14 protein-coding genes are annotated in these 15260 nt (G+C 67.8%); 9 read left to right on the top strand and 5 right to left on the bottom strand.

Annotated elements, in window-relative coordinates:
* Positions 1–3 precede the first annotated feature (3 nt).
* The 3 genes from AC07U1_RS17670 (at position 4) to AC07U1_RS17660 (ending at position 3775) form a co-directional block, all read left to right on the top strand.
* The gene (locus AC07U1_RS17670; RefSeq protein ID WP_495178121.1) at positions 4–999 is read left to right on the top strand and encodes an aspartate carbamoyltransferase catalytic subunit; all 996 of its coding nucleotides are present in this window, start codon (positions 4–6) and stop codon (positions 997–999) included.
* Positions 990–2213, top strand: coding sequence for a dihydroorotase (locus AC07U1_RS17665; RefSeq protein ID WP_495178122.1), 1224 nt, complete (start codon positions 990–992; stop codon positions 2211–2213). The genes AC07U1_RS17670 and AC07U1_RS17665 overlap by 10 nt, the downstream gene beginning before the upstream one ends.
* A gap of 398 nt (positions 2214–2611) precedes the next feature.
* Entirely contained in the window at positions 2612–3775 is a 1164-nt protein-coding gene (locus tag AC07U1_RS17660; RefSeq protein ID WP_495178123.1) for a helix-turn-helix transcriptional regulator, read from the top strand.
* A gap of 223 nt (positions 3776–3998) precedes the next feature.
* On the opposite strand, the gene AC07U1_RS17655 is transcribed toward AC07U1_RS17660, so the two are convergent.
* From AC07U1_RS17655 to AC07U1_RS17645, 3 genes are read right to left on the bottom strand one after another with little or no spacing between them, the layout of a single operon-like run.
* The gene (locus AC07U1_RS17655) at positions 3999–5381 is read right to left on the bottom strand and encodes an SPOR domain-containing protein (protein ID WP_495178124.1); all 1383 of its coding nucleotides are present in this window, start codon (positions 5379–5381) and stop codon (positions 3999–4001) included.
* A gap of 20 nt (positions 5382–5401) precedes the next feature.
* Positions 5402–6085, bottom strand: a complete 684-nt coding sequence (locus AC07U1_RS17650; RefSeq protein ID WP_495178125.1) for a hypothetical protein — start codon at positions 6083–6085, stop codon at positions 5402–5404.
* Between the two features lie 15 nt (positions 6086–6100).
* Positions 6101–6826 carry an AAA family ATPase gene (locus tag AC07U1_RS17645; protein ID WP_495178126.1) on the bottom strand — a complete coding sequence of 242 codons (726 nt, stop codon included), beginning with the start codon at positions 6824–6826 and terminating at the stop codon, positions 6101–6103.
* 259 nt (positions 6827–7085) lie between these two features.
* Between AC07U1_RS17645 and AC07U1_RS17640 the strand changes: the two genes are divergently transcribed.
* On the top strand, positions 7086–8399 hold the full coding sequence (locus AC07U1_RS17640) for an SPOR domain-containing protein (RefSeq protein WP_495178127.1): 1314 nt from the start codon (positions 7086–7088) through the stop codon (positions 8397–8399).
* Between the two features lie 157 nt (positions 8400–8556).
* On the opposite strand, the gene AC07U1_RS17635 is transcribed toward AC07U1_RS17640, so the two are convergent.
* Both AC07U1_RS17635 and serB read right to left on the bottom strand, forming a co-directional pair.
* Complete coding sequence (locus AC07U1_RS17635; protein ID WP_495178128.1) at positions 8557–8907, bottom strand: DUF2200 domain-containing protein; 351 nt, start codon at positions 8905–8907, stop codon at positions 8557–8559.
* Positions 8908–9025: 118 nt separating this feature from the next.
* A complete protein-coding gene (gene serB / locus AC07U1_RS17630; protein ID WP_495178129.1) occupies positions 9026–9910 on the bottom strand; it encodes a phosphoserine phosphatase SerB in 885 nt (294 codons plus the stop codon).
* On the opposite strand from serB, the gene miaA reads away from it, so the two are divergent.
* The 5 genes from miaA (at position 9909) to AC07U1_RS17605 (ending at position 15177) form a co-directional block, all read left to right on the top strand.
* Positions 9909–10868: a tRNA (adenosine(37)-N6)-dimethylallyltransferase MiaA gene (gene miaA, locus AC07U1_RS17625; protein ID WP_495178130.1), complete on the top strand. Its 960-nt coding sequence runs from the start codon at positions 9909–9911 to the stop codon at positions 10866–10868. The genes serB and miaA overlap by 2 nt on opposite strands.
* Positions 10869–10953: 85 nt before the next feature.
* On the top strand, positions 10954–12708 hold the full coding sequence (locus AC07U1_RS17620) for an acetolactate synthase 3 large subunit (protein ID WP_495178131.1): 1755 nt from the start codon (positions 10954–10956) through the stop codon (positions 12706–12708).
* A gap of 3 nt (positions 12709–12711) precedes the next feature.
* Positions 12712–13227 carry an acetolactate synthase small subunit gene (gene ilvN, locus AC07U1_RS17615; RefSeq protein WP_056349802.1) on the top strand — a complete coding sequence of 172 codons (516 nt, stop codon included), beginning with the start codon at positions 12712–12714 and terminating at the stop codon, positions 13225–13227.
* 122 nt (positions 13228–13349) lie between these two features.
* A complete protein-coding gene (gene ilvC / locus AC07U1_RS17610; protein WP_056349800.1) occupies positions 13350–14390 on the top strand; it encodes a ketol-acid reductoisomerase in 1041 nt (346 codons plus the stop codon).
* A 187-nt stretch (positions 14391–14577) separates the two neighbouring features.
* Positions 14578–15177 (top strand): DUF6151 family protein, encoded by a 600-nt coding sequence (locus tag AC07U1_RS17605; protein WP_495178132.1) that lies wholly within the window; start codon positions 14578–14580, stop codon positions 15175–15177.
* The last annotated feature ends 83 nt before the right edge of the window (positions 15178–15260 follow it).

Below are 15260 nucleotides of genomic sequence, written 5' to 3'. Positions count from 1 at the left end.
TTAATGACAACCTCCACCACCCGACCCGCCAGCGACTATCCGCCCGGCGGCGATGCCTTTCGCCATCGCCACCTGATCGGCATCGCGCAGCTGACCCCGTGGGAGATCAGCTATGTCCTCGACGCCGCCGAGCAATGGGTCGAACTCAATCGCAGCGGCGCCGCGAAGCACGACGACCGGCTCGCGGGCCTCACGATTATCAACGCCTTTTTCGAGAACTCCACGCGCACCCTGCTGTCGTTCGAAATCGCCGGCAAACGCCTCGGCGCCGACGTCGTCAACATGCACGCCGCGCAGTCGAGTGTGAAAAAGGGCGAGACGCTGATCGACACCGCGATGACGCTGAACGCGATGCGCGCCGACGCGATGGTGATCCGTCACGGCAGTTCGGGCGCGGTCCAGCTCATCGCCGACAAGGTCGACTGCCCGGTCCTCAACGCCGGCGACGGTCGCCACGAACATCCGACGCAGGCGCTGCTCGACGCGCTCACCATCCGCCGCCGCAAGGGCAAGGTCGAGGGGCTGACGATCGCGATCTGCGGCGACGTGCTACACAGCCGCGTCGCGCGCTCGAACATCCTCGCGCTCACCCTGCTCGGCAACGAGGTGCGCATCGTCGCCCCGCCGACGCTGACCCCGCCCGCGATCGAGCGCATGCACGTCACCAGCTTCACCGACATGGACGAAGGCATAAGGGACGCCGACGTCGTGATGATGCTCCGCCTTCAGAACGAGCGCATGGACGGCGCCTATCTGCCGTCGGCACGCGAATATCACGCGCTCTACGGCCTCACCCCCAAACGCCTCGAGAAAGCGAAACCCGATGCGATCGTCATGCACCCCGGCCCGATGAATCGCGGGGTCGAGATCGACAGCAATGTCGCCGACGATCCCGTCCGCTCGACGATCACCGAACAGGTCGAAATGGGGGTCGCGGTGCGCATGGCGTGCCTCGACATCCTCACGCGCCGCAAGCGGGGAGTGGAAGGATGGGCGTGACCCCGCTTCACATCGTCAACGCGCTGCTGGTCGACGGCGACACGCCGCGCCCGGGCAGCCTGCTCGCGGCGGGTGGCCGCATCGCCGCGATCGACCCGACCGAGCTTCCCGATGGCACCGAAACCGTCGATGCCAGGGGCCAGTGGCTCGCCCCCGGGATCATCGACCTCGGCGTCTTCGCGACCGACAAGCCCGCCTTCCATTTCGGCGGCATCACCCGCGCCGCGCTGATGCCCGACAGCGGCCCGCTCGACGGCGCCGGCCTTGTCGAGCGCGCCGCCAAGGGCGGCAAGCCCGACCTCTGGGTCCATCCGATCGCCGCCGCGACCAAGGGCCTCGAGGGCCGGGAACTCGCCGAAATCGGCCTGATGAAACAGGCCGGCGCGCGCGCCATCGCCACCGGCCGCGCGCGCATCGCCGACAGCGGCGTCATGCGCCGCGTGCTGAGCTATGCCGCCGCGCTCGGTCTCGTCACGATCATCCACGCCGAGGACGAGGGCCTCACCGCCGGCGCCGTCGCCACCGATGGCGAGATGGCAACCCGCCTCGGCCTCGCCTCCGCCCCCGCCATCGCCGAGGCGATCGCGATCGCCCGCGACCTCGCGCTCGTCGAGGAAACCGGCGCCCCCGTCCATTTCCGCCAGGTCACCACCGCGCGCGGGCTCGCGCTTGTTCGCGAAGCCAAGGCGAAGGGCGTCCCCGTCACCTGCGGCATCACCCCGGCGCACCTGCTGCTCTCCGACACCGCGATCGGCGATTTCCGCACCTTCGCGCGCCTGTCGCCGCCGCTCCGGTCGGAAGACGACCGCCACGCCTGCCTCGCCGCGATCGCCGACGGCACGATCGACATCCTCGCCTCGGGCCACGACCCGCGCGGCCCCGAGGACAAGCGCCTCCCCTTCGCCGAGGCCCAGCCCGGCATGGCGGGCGCCGAAACGCTGCTCGCGCTCGGCCTGAATCTCGTCCGCGACGGCCATGTCACGCCCGGCCGCCTGTTCGAACTGCTCGCAGCCACCCCCGCCTGTCTGCTCGGCGTCGACGCCGGAACACTCGCGACAGGCAAGGAAGCCGACCTCATCCTCATCGACGCCGACACGCCCTGGCAGGTCGATGCGAAGAAAATGGCGGCATGGGCCGGCAACACCCCCTTCGACGGCATGCCGGTCCAGGGCCGCGCGACGATGATGTGGAAGGGCGGCCAGCGCATCCGCTGACCAACGACAATCCTCCCTGTGGCGCAGCCATGGGGAGGTGGCAGCGCGAAGCGCTGACGGAGGGGCCATGGCGCAACCGCTGCCGCCCCTCCACCATTCGCTTCGCGAACGGTCCCCCTCCCCATCGCTACGCGACAGGGAGGATTTCGCACGCCCCCAACACATCACAAAAAGAAGCCCGCCGGGAAACCGACGGGCTTCAAGAAAAACAGGATGGCCGTTTCCGGCCATCCTGTGCTTGGGTCGCCCCCATGGAATGACCCATTTGACCCCCGCTCGCGCTACCCATATGGGTAGGATCGAAACTTTTTTGCAGGATATGATTATCCGCTGATAAATGGGGACATTCTTCCCCATCCGACCGTCCCGCCCACCGCTGTCGTCTTTTGGGGAAGCCGATGCCGAACGATCAGGTCCAGATTGCGCCGTCCGGCCATAATGCGTCGGCCGAATGGGAGGTCCTCAACGGGCTGATCGGCGAGATTTACGATTCGGTGCTGCACCCCGAACGCTGGAACGAAACCCTCGCCAACATCAGCAACGCGCTCTGCCCGCTGAGCTGGGACGCCGCCTTCATCCTGTGGGAAAGCAGCAATCCGCCCGGCGCCCGTTTCGTCGCCGCGACCGGGCTCGCCGCCGGGGTGCAGGAAATCTATGCCGCGGTCTATGCCGGGCGCCATGAATGGTCGCACAAGATGATGCGCTACGGCAATGGCAGCGTCATCGACAGCAACGACATCATGACCCGCGAAGAGTTTGCCGAGACCGAATTTTCGCGCAATTTCCTGGCGCCTTGGGGAATCGACCGCCTGATCGCGGTGCTGCTCGACCGCCGCGGCGGCGAGCGTCTGGGGCTCTTGCTCCCCGGCCCCGGCGACCGCGACGTCGACCGGCTGAAGCGCGGCCTGCGCACGCTCGCCCCGCACATCCAGCGCGCCATGCGGATCAGCGACCGGCTCGCCACGCTCGAACTCGCGGCGGGCGCCGCACGCGCCGCCGCCGACGTCGCGCCCTTCGCGATCTTCAGCCTCGACGACCAGCTCAACATCCTCGCCGTCAACAGCCGCGCCGGGCAATATGAAAAGGCGGGCTTCATCCACATCGCGGGCGACCGCTTCGCCTTCGCCCATCCCGCCAGCCAGAAACGACTGCACGACCTCTTGCGCAGCCCCAATCCGGCCGGGCTCGCCTTTCAGGCGCTCGGCAAGGACGACCGCGAATGCCCCGTGCTCGTCGCGCGCATCACCCGGCAATCGGCGCCGCAGATCGGCGGCGTCGTGCTCGGCGCGTCGCTGATCGTCACGTTGGGCAGCGCGCCGGGGGAAACCCCGGTGGTCGAGGTCGACCGCGTCGCGCAATGGTTCGGCCTCACCCCGTCCGAAGCGCGCCTCGCGGTCGCGCTCGTTGCCGGCCAATCGGTGCAGGACTATGCCGCGCAGCGTGCGATCAGCGTCAACGCCGCGCGTTTCCTGTTGAAGGGCGTGTTCCGCAAGACCGGCGCGACCAGCCAGGCCCAGCTCGTCGCCACCCTCGCGCGGCTGCCGGCGGCGAAAGAGGGTTGAGCGATATCCTCCCTGTCGCGAAGCGATGGGGAGGGGGACCGCCGCGAAGCGGTGGTGGAGGGGCCGAAACCTTACACGACGCCTGACGGCGTCGGCCCCTCCGTCAGCGCTTCGCGCTGCCACCTCCCCATGGCTTCGCCACAGGGAGGATGATCAAAAAGCAAAAGGGGAGCAGCCTCGCGGCCACGCCCCCTCGTCTCTCCCAAAACCGGAAAGCGCTATATCAGCGCGACGCCAGCCGCACCGGGGTGCCGCGCGCGGCCCACTGGATGCTCTCGCTGCCGCCCATCTGGCGGATGAAACATTTCTGGCCGTCGGCGCGCAACTGGCCGCACAGCCTGTCGGCGTCGGCGCGCGTCTTGATGCCGTTGACGGTCAGACGATAGAAGGTGCGGCCCTTGACGGTCGCGGCGTGGCTCGACGCCGGGAAATTCGCCAGCATCGCGTTGCGCGACTTCAGCGAACCCCATTTTTCCTTGGCGATGCCCAGGCTGTCATAAGCGCCCAGTTGCACCGCCCAGCCCGACGGCTTTTTGGCGTCGAAGGCGAGCTGCGGCAGGAATTTGGTCGCCAGCGCGCGCGCCTCTTCGTGGAACGGACGCGCGGCGGCGGCTTCGCCCGCGACGCGCGGCGCGGCGCGATAGGGCGCGGCGTCGGCCATGATTACGGGGGCGGCGGCGGGCACCGGCAGTTCGGTGACCGGGACGACGCCATTGGCGTCGCGCTGCGGCATCGGCAGTTCGACAGTACGGATCGCGGCGGCTTCGACCGCCGGCGGCGGCGGCGCGAAGCTGTCGACCGGCGCCGGATCGGCGCTCGCCAGCACCATCGGCGCGTCGGCGGTGGCCATCTGCGTGCCGGTGAAATTGCTGAGAGCGAGGCGCACCGGCATCCCGCCATCGGCCTGCGCGGTCACGCCGATCAGGCTCGCGACGCGCAGCGCGCTGTTGTTGTCATTGGCGAGCTTCGACCATTCGGCCATCCGCCCCTCGACCTTGTCGAGCGACAGGTCCTGCGATGCCAGGATGCGCGCCTGCGCCCAGCGGCCCGACAGCGCGAGCGCGAGCGCGAGATTCTGGCGCGTGCGCGCGGTGGCGCCTTCGGCACGGGCCGCTTCGCTCAGCACATAGATCGCCGACTCGCTGTCGCCCGCCAGCGCCAGCGCCAGCCCCATGTCGGGTGCGGGCAAGATATCGCGATGCGCGTTGAGCAGCGCCATCGCTTCGCTCGTCTTGTTCTGCGCGAGGTTGGCGAGCGTCAGCGCGATCACCGTATTGGCATCGGTGGTGCCCAATTCCATCGCTTCGGTCAGCGCGGCGGAGGCCGAGGCGAACCGTCCGTCGCTGAGGTAAGCTTGGCCGAGCAGCGCGCGATAGGCGCCGTCGCGCGGGCTCGCCGCGACCGCGGCTTCGGCGTAGGCGACCGCCTTGCTGACCTTGCCGTCGGTAAGCGCGTCGCGCGCCTTGTCGGCGGACTTCACCGCGGTTTCGGGTTTGCCGAGCGCGTTCGACGGCGCATTCGCCATCTTGTTCATGCTGCAGCCGGTGGTCGTGAGGCCGAGCACAAAGCCCGACACGGCAAGCTTCATCAGCAGGTTGCGGTTCATGACAGGTCCCCCTTGTTCACTTAGGACTGCATCGTCCGACGCGACGGGCGCGTGGCCGGCAGGCGGCTCGCCATCGCGTCGATCTCGGGCAGCGTTGACAGAAATTCGTCGAGCAGATCGGTCAGGATCACCTGCGAAGAGCGGTTGGTCACCGCGCTCGCCAGCCGCAACCGCAGATGGCGTTCGGCGTCGAGGCGCAGCGTGAACGCCGCCTTGTCGCGGGCGCGCAGCGCGCGCGGCGCGCGCGGCGCGCGCGGCGCGCGCGGCGCCTTCGGCTCGGCGGGCCGCGCTTCGACCTTGCGCGCTACCGCGGCGACGCGGTCGCTCAGCGATTCCTGCTGGCGGACGATTTCGGGAATGACCGGCAACGGCGCGGGGACGAATTCCTCGGCGGCTTCGCTTTCGCCCAGCCAGTCGACGACCTCGTGGCCGGCGCTGTCCTCGACCGCATGTTCGGCCTCCAGATTATGTTCGGGCACCGATCCGCTGAGCAAAGGCTTCAGGTCGACCATATGCGTCGGTTCGCTCGACTGCACCGGGTCGACGTCATAGCCCATGTCGTTCCAGCCGAGGTCGTCGTAACCGACCGTGCTGACCGGAACCGGGCCGCTGCCGAGCGGCTGGCGGCGCATCGCGGGGCGCGCGGCGCCCTTGCGAGCCAACAGACCGGCGTTCAGCGATGCGAGGGGTTTGGGTTCGCCCATGGCTTCCATCTCCCCTTACTGACCGGCGATGCGGCGGCCGAAACCACCGCCCATCGGACGGACGGCGCCATAGCCGCCTTGCGACGGCATCGGCACACCGCTGAACACGGTGCGGCGGAAATTCTTTTCCAGCCGGTCGTTCATATAGGACCACAGCTGGCGGATCTCGTCGGCCGAGCGGCCGTTGGGATCGACCTCCATCACCGTGCGGCCGTCGATCATCGACGCGGCATAATCGGTGCGGTGGTGCAAGGTGATCGGGGCAACGGTGCCATGCTGCGACAGCGCGACCGCGGCCTCGCTGGTGATCTTGGCCTTCGGCGTCGCGCCGTTCACGACGAACACCAGCGGTTTGCCGGCGCGTTCGCACAGGTCGACGGTGGCGCCGACGGCGCGCAAATCGTGCGGGCTGGGGCGTGTCGGGACGACGATCAGCTCGGCGACCCCGATGACGCTCTGGATCGCCATGGTGATCGCCGGCGGCGTATCGATGACCGCGAGCTTGAAGCCCTGCTGGCGCAGGATTTCGAGGTCCGAAGCGAGCCGTGCGACCGTGGTCTGGGCAAAGGCCGGAAGGTCGGTTTCGCGCTCGTTCCACCAGTCGGCGAGCGAGCCCTGCGGATCGATATCGATCAGGACAACGGGCCCTGCGCCGGCGAGTTGGGCCTGCACCGCAAGGTGCCCCGACAATGTCGTCTTACCCGACCCGCCCTTTTGTGAAGCCAATGCCAAAACGCGCACAGCTGTCCCCCTAATGTGACCACGAATTGGCGGTGGAATGCCATGCGGGGGCCTAAGATTGGGTTAACGATGTGAAAATGACGGTAAACGGTCCGTTGGACATCATGGTAAACAGCGACTTAAGATAAAACTGTGCCGTATCGGATCAGAAACACTCTGGTCGACGCGTCGCTAACGGGGTGTTAGCCATTACCCCCTAGCGCCGGGCCGGGGACTGTCGCCGCCCGGGTCCGGGCTGCTGACGTCAGTGGAGATTGTCATGCGTCTATTCCGCACCATCGCCTTGCTTCCGTTGCTGTCGGTGGCGATGTCCGCCGCACCCGCCATCGCGGCACCCGCGGCGAGCAAGCCCGCCGCCGCGACGCCCAGCGTCAAGGACGGCGTCGATCAATGGGAGGCCGGCAACGCCCAGCAGGCGGTATCGATCTGGCGCCCGCTCGCGCTCGCCGGCGATCCCGATGCCCAGTTCAATCTCGGTCAGGCGTACAAGCTCGGCCGCGGCGTCCCCGCCGACCTCGCGCAGGCCGAAAGCTGGTACCGCCGCGCCGCCAAACAGGGGCATCTTCAGGCCGAGGATAATCTCGGCCTCGTGCTCTTCACCGCCAACCGCCGCGAAGAGGCGATGCCGATGATCGTCCGCTCGGCGGCGCGCGGCGAGCCCCGCGCGCAATATGTGCTCGGCACCGCGCACTTCAACGGCGACCTCGCCGCGCAGGACTGGCCGCGCGCCTATGCGCTCACCAAGCGCGCCAGCGACGCCGGACTCGGCATCGCCTCGGCGCGCCTCGCCCAACTCGACAGCCTGATTCCGCTCGAACAGCGCCAGGCGGGGCTCGCAATGCTGCCCGAGATGGAAAAGGCCGAACAGCGCGAACGCCTCGCCGCGGTCAACGCCGCCGCGCCGCCGCCGCCCAAGCCCGCGCCCTCACCGGTCAAGACCGCCAGCCTGCCCGTTTCGGTTCCCGGCACCAGCTACACGCCGCCGCCGGTGATCAAGGCCGACCCCGGTCCGCCGCCGCCCCGCGCGCCCGACCACCTGCCCGCGCCGCCGCCGCCCGAGCCGCGTCCCGCGGTGCCGCAACCGATCAAGACCGCCGAACTCCCGCCGTCGGCCGCCGCCAACGCCGCGGCAAACGCCGCCGCCGAGGCCGCCGCGGCCGCCACCGACGCGAAGGCGGCGCCCGGCACCAGCTACGCCGCACCGCCCGAAAGCGGCGACCTGCCCCCCGCCGCGCCGCCGAAACCCGCGGCGCCGAAACCCGTGCCCATTCCGGTAAAGGCCACCCCGCCCAAACCGCAACCCGCCCCGCCCGCCGCCGCGGTCCACACCGTCGGCGCGGACAATTGGCGCGCCCAGCTCGGCGCCTTCTCGCAGGACGGCAACGCCCGAAATCTGTGGGCCGCGCTCGAACGCAAATATCCCGGCCTCGCCGACCGCCAGCCCTATCTCGTCAAGAACGGCAAGCTCACTCGCCTCCAGGCTGGCAATTTCGCGACCAAGGCCGAAGCCGACAAATTCTGCGCCACCGTCGGATCGGCGAGCCAGCCCTGCGTGGTGATGCGCGGCAAATAGGCGAAACCAATCCTCCCTGTCGCGAAGCGATGGGGAGGTGGCAGCGCGAAGCGCTGACGGAGGGGCCGACGCCGTCAAAAGCTGGCGCAAGGCCGCGCCCCTCCACCACCGCTTCGCGGCGGTCCCCCTCCCCACGGCTTCGCCGCAGGGAGGAATTTCACCCCCGCAAGATCTTCGCCATCGCCTTGCCCTTGGCCAGCTCGTCGATCAGCTTGTCGAGATAGCGGATTTCGCGCATCAGCGGCTCCTCCACATTCTCGACCCGCACCCCGCAAACCACCCCGGTGATCAGCGACCGCGACGGGTTCAACCCCGGGGCTCGATCAAAGAAATCCTCGAAATTCGTGCCCTTCGCCAGTTCGGCTTCGAGCGCCGTCTGGCCATATCCGGTCAACCAGCGGAAAATCTCGTCGACCTCGGCCTTGGTGCGCCCCTTCTTCTCCGCCTTGGCGATATAATGCGGGTACACGCTCGCGACGCTGATCGAATAGATGCGATGTTGGGCCATGCGATCCTCCGACCCGCACGATACTCCCCTTGCCCATCCCCGTCACCCCGGACTTGATCCGAAGACCCGCCGTCATCTACCGGATTTGGGAGTGGGGAGCGGCCGTCGCCGCTCGCCCCTACCCCATCACCCACTGCCGCCGCGGATAGCCCTGCGCCCACAGCAATGCCGTCAGGTCATGGTGCCGGATCACCGCCGCCGCCGCCGCGCCCGCCGACGGGTGCGGGTAATAGCCCACGCCCAGTCCCGCCGCGGTGATCATCGGGATGTCGTTGGCGCCGTCGCCGACCGCCAGCGTCTCGGCGAGCGGCAGGCCGTGCTTCGCGGCCTCGGCCTTCAACGTTTCCAGCTTCGCGGCGCTGTCGACGATCGGCTCCAGCACCCGGCCCGACAATTTGCCGCCCGAAATCTCGAGATGGTTGGCGACCACCTTGTCGAAGCCGATCGCCTCGCCCACCGGGTCGGCAAAGGCGGTGAAGCCCCCCGACACCAGCACCGAATAGGCCCCATGCGCTTTCATCGTCTGGATCAGCGTCCGGGCGCCGCGGGTCAGCCGCACCCGTTCCATCCGGCATTCGGCGAGCACGCCCTCGGCCAGGCCGCCGAGCAGCCCGACGCGCTCGAACAGCGCGGCGCGGAAATCGAGTTCGCCGCGCATCGCGCGCGCGGTGATCGTCGCGATCTGGTCCTTGATCCCGGCATAGTCGGCGAGTTCGTCGATGCATTCGACGGTGATCATCGTCGAATCCATGTCGGCGACGATCAATTTCTTGGTCCGGTCGCCCAGCGGCTGCACCACGACGTCGAGCGCGCCATGGTCCATCTTCGCCAGTTCGGCGCGCGCGCTGACCAGGCTGCCCTGGAACACGATATCGGCGGCGTCGCCGACGTCGAGCCAATGCGGCGCGCCGACCTCGTGCCCCGTCGCGTCGAGCCGGTCGATGCCTTCGCGAACCACCTCGTCGGTCAGCTTCCCGGCTGCTATCAGCGTCGCTACGAACATGGCATCTCCTTCACTCTCTTCGGCCGCGAGGCCGCCCATCGCGCTTATCGCCGGACCGACCGCCAGCGGCAAGAGCGCTTTGGCGGTGGCCCTTGCCGAGGCGCTTGGCAACGGCGTCGTGATCAACGCCGACGCCAGCCAGGTCTATGCCGACCTCGCCATCCTCTCGGCGCGTCCCTCGACCGAAGAGATGGCGGGGATTCCCCACCGCCTCTTCGGCCATGTCGACGGCGCCGAAGCGCATAACGCCGCGCGCTGGGCCGACGAGGCGCGCGCGGCCATCTCGGACGCCCAAGCCGCGGATATGGTTCCCATCCTCGTCGGCGGCACCGGCCTTTATCTGCGCAGCCTGCTGTTCGGCATCGCCCCGGTGCCCGACATCGCCCCCACGGTGCGCGACGCGGTGCGCGCGATGGACGTCGCCGACGCCCACGCCGCGCTGACCGCCGCCGACCCCGCCGCCGCCGCGCGGCTGAACCCCGCCGACCGCACCCGCGTCGCGCGCGCGCTCGAGGTCGTCCGCTCGACGGGGCGCACCCTCGCCGACTGGCAGGCGGCGCAGGAGGGCGGCATCGCGGGCGAGATCGCGCTCGCCCCCTTCCTCCTGCTCCCACCGCGCGACTGGCTGCGCGCACGCTGCGACCTCCGGCTCGACGCGATGTTCGACGGCGGCGCGATCGCCGAGGTCGAGGCTTTGCTGGCGCGCCGCCTCGACCCCGACCTCCCCGTCATGCGCGCGATCGGCGTGCCCCAGATCGCGCGATATCTGCGCGGCGAGATCGACCGCGCCGAAGCCCTCGCCCTCGCCCAGGCCGCCACCCGCCAATATGCGAAGCGCCAGTTTACGTGGTTCCGCCACCAGCCACCCGCCGACTGGCCACGCCATGCGGAATCATTAAACAAGGATTCGATCAACAAAATAGAAATAATATTACGTGATATGCTGTTGACAGGATAGAATCATATACCTATTGCCCGCCGACCTGTTGCAGCGCACAAGCCTCGCCTTTGTGCGCAACGATCGAGAAACGAGGAGTATAGTCGTGACGGAAATGAGTGGTGCCGACATGGTGGTTCAGGCGCTGGTCGACCTCGGGGTCGACACAGTGTTCGGCTATCCGGGCGGCGCGGTCCTTCCCATCTATGACGCGCTCTACAAGCACCCGACGATCAAGCACATTCTCGTCCGCCACGAACAGGCGGCGACCCATGCGGCGGAGGGTTATGCGCGCTCGACCGGCAAGCCCGGCGTCGTGCTCGTCACCTCGGGACCCGGCGCGACCAACGCCGTCACCGGCATCACCGACGCGCTGATGGATTCGATCCCGATGATCGTGCTCACCGGCCAGGTGTCGACCGCGCTGATCGGCACCGACGCCTTCCAGGAATGCGACACCGTCGGCATCACCCGCCACTGCACCAAGCATAATTATCTGGTGATGGACCCCGAACGCCTCGGCCCGATCCTGCACGAGGCCTTCTATATCGCGACCCATGGCCGCCCCGGCCCGGTCGTGATCGACATCCCCAAGAATGTGCAGGTCGCCACCGGCAATTATGTCATCCCCGAAAAGATCGCGCACAAAAGCTATCGCCCGCAGGTCGAACCCGACGCGGCGGCGATCGCCGAAGCCGTCGCGCTGATCGCCGCCGCCGAGCGCCCGATCTTCTACACCGGCGGCGGCGTCATCAACGCCGGCCCCGATGCCAGCGCGGCGCTGCGCCAGCTGGCGTCGCTCACCGGCGCGCCGGTCACCTCGACCCTCATGGGCCTCGGCGCCTTCCCGTGCGACGATCCCAAATGGCTCGGCATGCTCGGCATGCACGGCACCTATGAATCGAACATGGCGATGAACCGCGCCGACCTGATCATCGCGGTCGGCGCGCGCTTCGACGACCGCGTCACCGGCCGCCTCGACGCCTTCGCGCCCGAAGCGAAGAAGATCCACATCGACATTGACCGCAGCTCGATCAACAAGATCGTCGCCGTGGACCTCGCGATCGTCGGCGACGCCGGCCGCGCGCTCGATGCGATCATCGCCGGCTGGCAGGAGGCGGGCCACAAGGCGCGCGACCTCGGCGAATGGTGGCGTCGCATCGACGGCTGGCGCGCGACGCGCTGCCTCGACTTCCCCGAAAAGAAAGAGGACGCCGCCGAAATCATGCCGCAGCGCGCGGTCCGCGCGCTGTTCGACGCGACCCGCGGCCGCGACCCGATCATCACCACCGAGGTCGGCCAGCACCAGATGTGGGCGGCGCAGCATTTCGGCTTTTCGGCCCCCAACCGGTGGCTCACCAGCGGCGGGCTCGGCACGATGGGTTACGGTTTCCCCGCCGCGGTCGGCGCGCAGATCGCGCACCCGAACCGCCTCGTCATCTGCGTCGCGGGCGAAGCCAGCATCCAGATGAATATCCAGGAGATGAGCACGGTCAGCCAGTACCGGCTGCCGGTGAAGATCTTCATCCTCAACAATGAATATATGGGCATGGTCCGCCAGTGGCAGGAACTGACCTATGAAAGCCGCTATTCGAACAGCTATTCGGACAGCCTGCCCGATTTCGTGAAGCTCGCCGAAGCCTATGGCTGGACGGGCCTGCGCATCGACACGCTCGGCGACCTCGAGGACGGCATCGCGAAGATGATCGACACGCCGGGACCGGTGATCGTCGACTGCCGCGTCGCCAAGCTCGCCAACTGCTTCCCGATGATCCCGTCGGGCGCCGCCCACACCGAAATGCTCCTCCAGCCGAGCGACGTCACCGGCACGATGGACGACGAAGCCAAGGCACTGGTGTAAGACATGAAAATCAAAACCGAAGCGGGCGAGCGTCACGTTCTCGCCGTCACCGTCGACAACGAGGCGGGCATCCTCGCCAAGATCACCGGGCTGTTCTCGGCGCGCGGTTATAATATCGAAAGCCTGACCGTCGCCGACATCAGCGCCGATCATGCCTTGAGCCGCATCACCATCGTCACCTCGGGCCCGCCCGCGGTGATCGACCAGATCATCGCGCAGCTCGACCGCCTCGTGCCCGTCCACAATGTCGTCGACCTCGCCGACCAGGGCGCGCATGTCGAGCGCGAGATCGCGCTCGTCAAGGTCGCGGGCACCGGCGAAAAGCGCATCGAGGCGCTGCGCCTTGCCGACGTCTTCCGCGCCAAGGTGGTCGACACCACGCTGACCAGCTTCATCTTCGAAATCACCGGGAACAGCGACAAGGTCGACCGCTTCATCGCGCTGATGCGCGAATGCGGGCTGGTCGAAGTCGGCCGCACCGGCGTCGTCGCCATCGCCCGCGGGGCGGAGGCGGTTTAGGAATTTTCACACCCGTCATCCCGGCGAAGGCCGGGATCTCACCCTCGCGGCCTGCCGCACCGTCGAGATCCCGGCCTTCGCCGGGATGACGAATTAATTGAGCATATGAAGGGACTTATCCAATGCAGGTTTATTACGATCGCGACGCCGACCAGGATCTGATCAAGAACAAGAAGGTCGCCGTCGTCGGCTACGGCAGCCAGGGCCACGCCCATGCGCAGAACATGCGCGACAGCGGTGTGAAGGAGGTCGCGATCGCGCTCCGTCCCGGTTCGGCGACCGCCAAAAAGGCCGAAGCCGCGGGCTTCAAGGTGCTGACCAACAAGGAAGCCGCCGAATGGGCCGACGTCATCATGATCGCCGCGCCTGACGAGCATCAGGCGAAAATCTACGCCGACGACATCGGCCCGAACATGAAGCCCGGCGCCGCGCTCGCCTTCGCCCACGGCCTCAACATCCACTTCGGCCTGATCGAAGCGCGCCCCGACATCGACGTCTTCATGGTCGCCCCCAAGGGTCCCGGCCACACCGTGCGCAGCGAATATCAGAAGGGCGGCGGCGTCCCCTGCCTGATCGCGGTAGCACAGGAAGCGCAGGGCGCGGGTTCGTCGGGCAACGGCTTCGCCAAGGCGCTCGCCCTCTCCTACGCCTCCGCCGTCGGCGGCGGTCGCAGCGGCATCATCGAAACCAGCTTCAAGGAAGAGTGCGAAACCGACCTCTTCGGCGAACAGGCTGTGCTCTGCGGCGGCATCACCCACCTGATCCAGGCGGGTTTCGAAACGCTGGTCGAGGCGGGCTACGCCCCCGAAATGGCCTATTTCGAATGCCTCCACGAAACCAAGCTGATCGTCGACCTCCTCTATGAAGGCGGCATCGCGAACATGCGCTACTCGATCTCGAACACCGCCGAATATGGCGACATCAAGACCGGCCCGCGCATCATCACCGCCGAGACCAAGGCCGAAATGAAGCGCGTGCTGCAGGACATTCAGTCGGGCCGCTTCGTCAAGGATTTCGTCCTCGACAACCAGGCCGGCCAGCCCGAGCTGAAGGCGAGCCGCAAGGCCGCCGCCGCGCACCCGATCGAACAGGTTGGCGGCGAACTGCGCGCGATGATGCCGTGGATCGCCAAGAACCAGCTCGTCGACAAGTCGAAGAACTGACGGAAAATCCTCCCTGTCGCGAAGCGATGGGGAGGGGGACCGTTCGCGAAGCGAATGGTGGAGGGGCCAGCGACCTCGGCGTCATCGCCCCTCCGTCAGCGCTCCGCGCTGCCACCTCCCCATCGCTCCGCGACAGGGAGGATCGCACGGCCTTCCGCAATCGCAGGCAAAGAGCTAGGACCGCGGCATGTCCTCCGACCTCGCCTTCGCCTGCCAATGCGGCGCCGTTTCCGGCACCCTGCTCGATGTCGGCCCCGGCCAAGGCGACCATGTCATATGCCATTGCACCGATTGCCAGGACCTCACGCGCCATCTCGGCCACGCCGAACATGTACTCGACGCGCATGGCGGCAGCGCGCTCTACCAGTCGCGCTGCGCAAAAATGCGCCTCGACACCGGCCGCGAGCGGCTTGCCTGCCTCCATATGACCGACAAGCCGACGCTCCGCTGGTACGCGGTCTGCTGCAACATGCCGCTGTTCAACAGCTATGCGAACGGCAAAATCCCCTACATCACCACCCAGCTCGCCGCCTGCGACCCGGCGACGCGCGACACGCTGGTCGGCCCGCCGCTTGGCCACCTCTTCACGCACGACGGCATCGGCGACACCAGCGCGCTGCCCAGGATGAGCATGGGCCAGCTCATGCGCCGCTTCTTCCCGCGGATGATCAAGGACATGCTCTCGGGCGATCGCCGTCGCTGCGAACTGTTCGACGCCCGGACGCTCGAGCCCATCGCCACGCCACACCGCCTGACCGGCGAAGAGCGGCAGGCCTTGCGCCGCTAAACTTCGTCATTGCGAGCGAAGCGAAGCAATCCAGAGCGGATTACGCGACTCTGGATTGCTTCGCTTCGCTCGCAATGACGAAT

It is taken from the genome of Sphingopyxis sp. GW821-FHT02C12 (assembly GCF_059421785.1).
Note: the sequence above shows the minus strand (reverse complement) of the source record. Positions and strands in the feature narration are given on the sequence as shown.

What these genes read in the sequence shown, in the direction of transcription:
- miaA (WP_495178130.1), top strand. Translation starts at nt 9,909, where the DNA reads ATGGCATCTCCTTCACTCTCTTCGGCCGCGAGGCCGCCCATCGCGCTT.
- ilvC (WP_056349800.1), top strand. Translation starts at nt 13,350, where the DNA reads ATGCAGGTTTATTACGATCGCGACGCCGACCAGGATCTGATCAAGAAC.
- AC07U1_RS17605 (WP_495178132.1), top strand. Translation starts at nt 14,578, where the DNA reads ATGTCCTCCGACCTCGCCTTCGCCTGCCAATGCGGCGCCGTTTCCGGC.
- AC07U1_RS17640 (WP_495178127.1), top strand. Translation starts at nt 7,086, where the DNA reads ATGCGTCTATTCCGCACCATCGCCTTGCTTCCGTTGCTGTCGGTGGCG.
- AC07U1_RS17650 (WP_495178125.1), bottom strand. Translation starts at nt 6,085, where the DNA reads ATGGGCGAACCCAAACCCCTCGCATCGCTGAACGCCGGTCTGTTGGCT.
- AC07U1_RS17665 (WP_495178122.1), top strand. Translation starts at nt 990, where the DNA reads ATGGGCGTGACCCCGCTTCACATCGTCAACGCGCTGCTGGTCGACGGC.
- ilvN (WP_056349802.1), top strand. Translation starts at nt 12,712, where the DNA reads ATGAAAATCAAAACCGAAGCGGGCGAGCGTCACGTTCTCGCCGTCACC.
- AC07U1_RS17635 (WP_495178128.1), bottom strand. Translation starts at nt 8,907, where the DNA reads ATGGCCCAACATCGCATCTATTCGATCAGCGTCGCGAGCGTGTACCCG.
- AC07U1_RS17670 (WP_495178121.1), top strand. Translation starts at nt 4, where the DNA reads ATGACAACCTCCACCACCCGACCCGCCAGCGACTATCCGCCCGGCGGC.
- AC07U1_RS17655 (WP_495178124.1), bottom strand. Translation starts at nt 5,381, where the DNA reads ATGAACCGCAACCTGCTGATGAAGCTTGCCGTGTCGGGCTTTGTGCTC.
- serB (WP_495178129.1), bottom strand. Translation starts at nt 9,910, where the DNA reads ATGTTCGTAGCGACGCTGATAGCAGCCGGGAAGCTGACCGACGAGGTG.
- AC07U1_RS17660 (WP_495178123.1), top strand. Translation starts at nt 2,612, where the DNA reads ATGCCGAACGATCAGGTCCAGATTGCGCCGTCCGGCCATAATGCGTCG.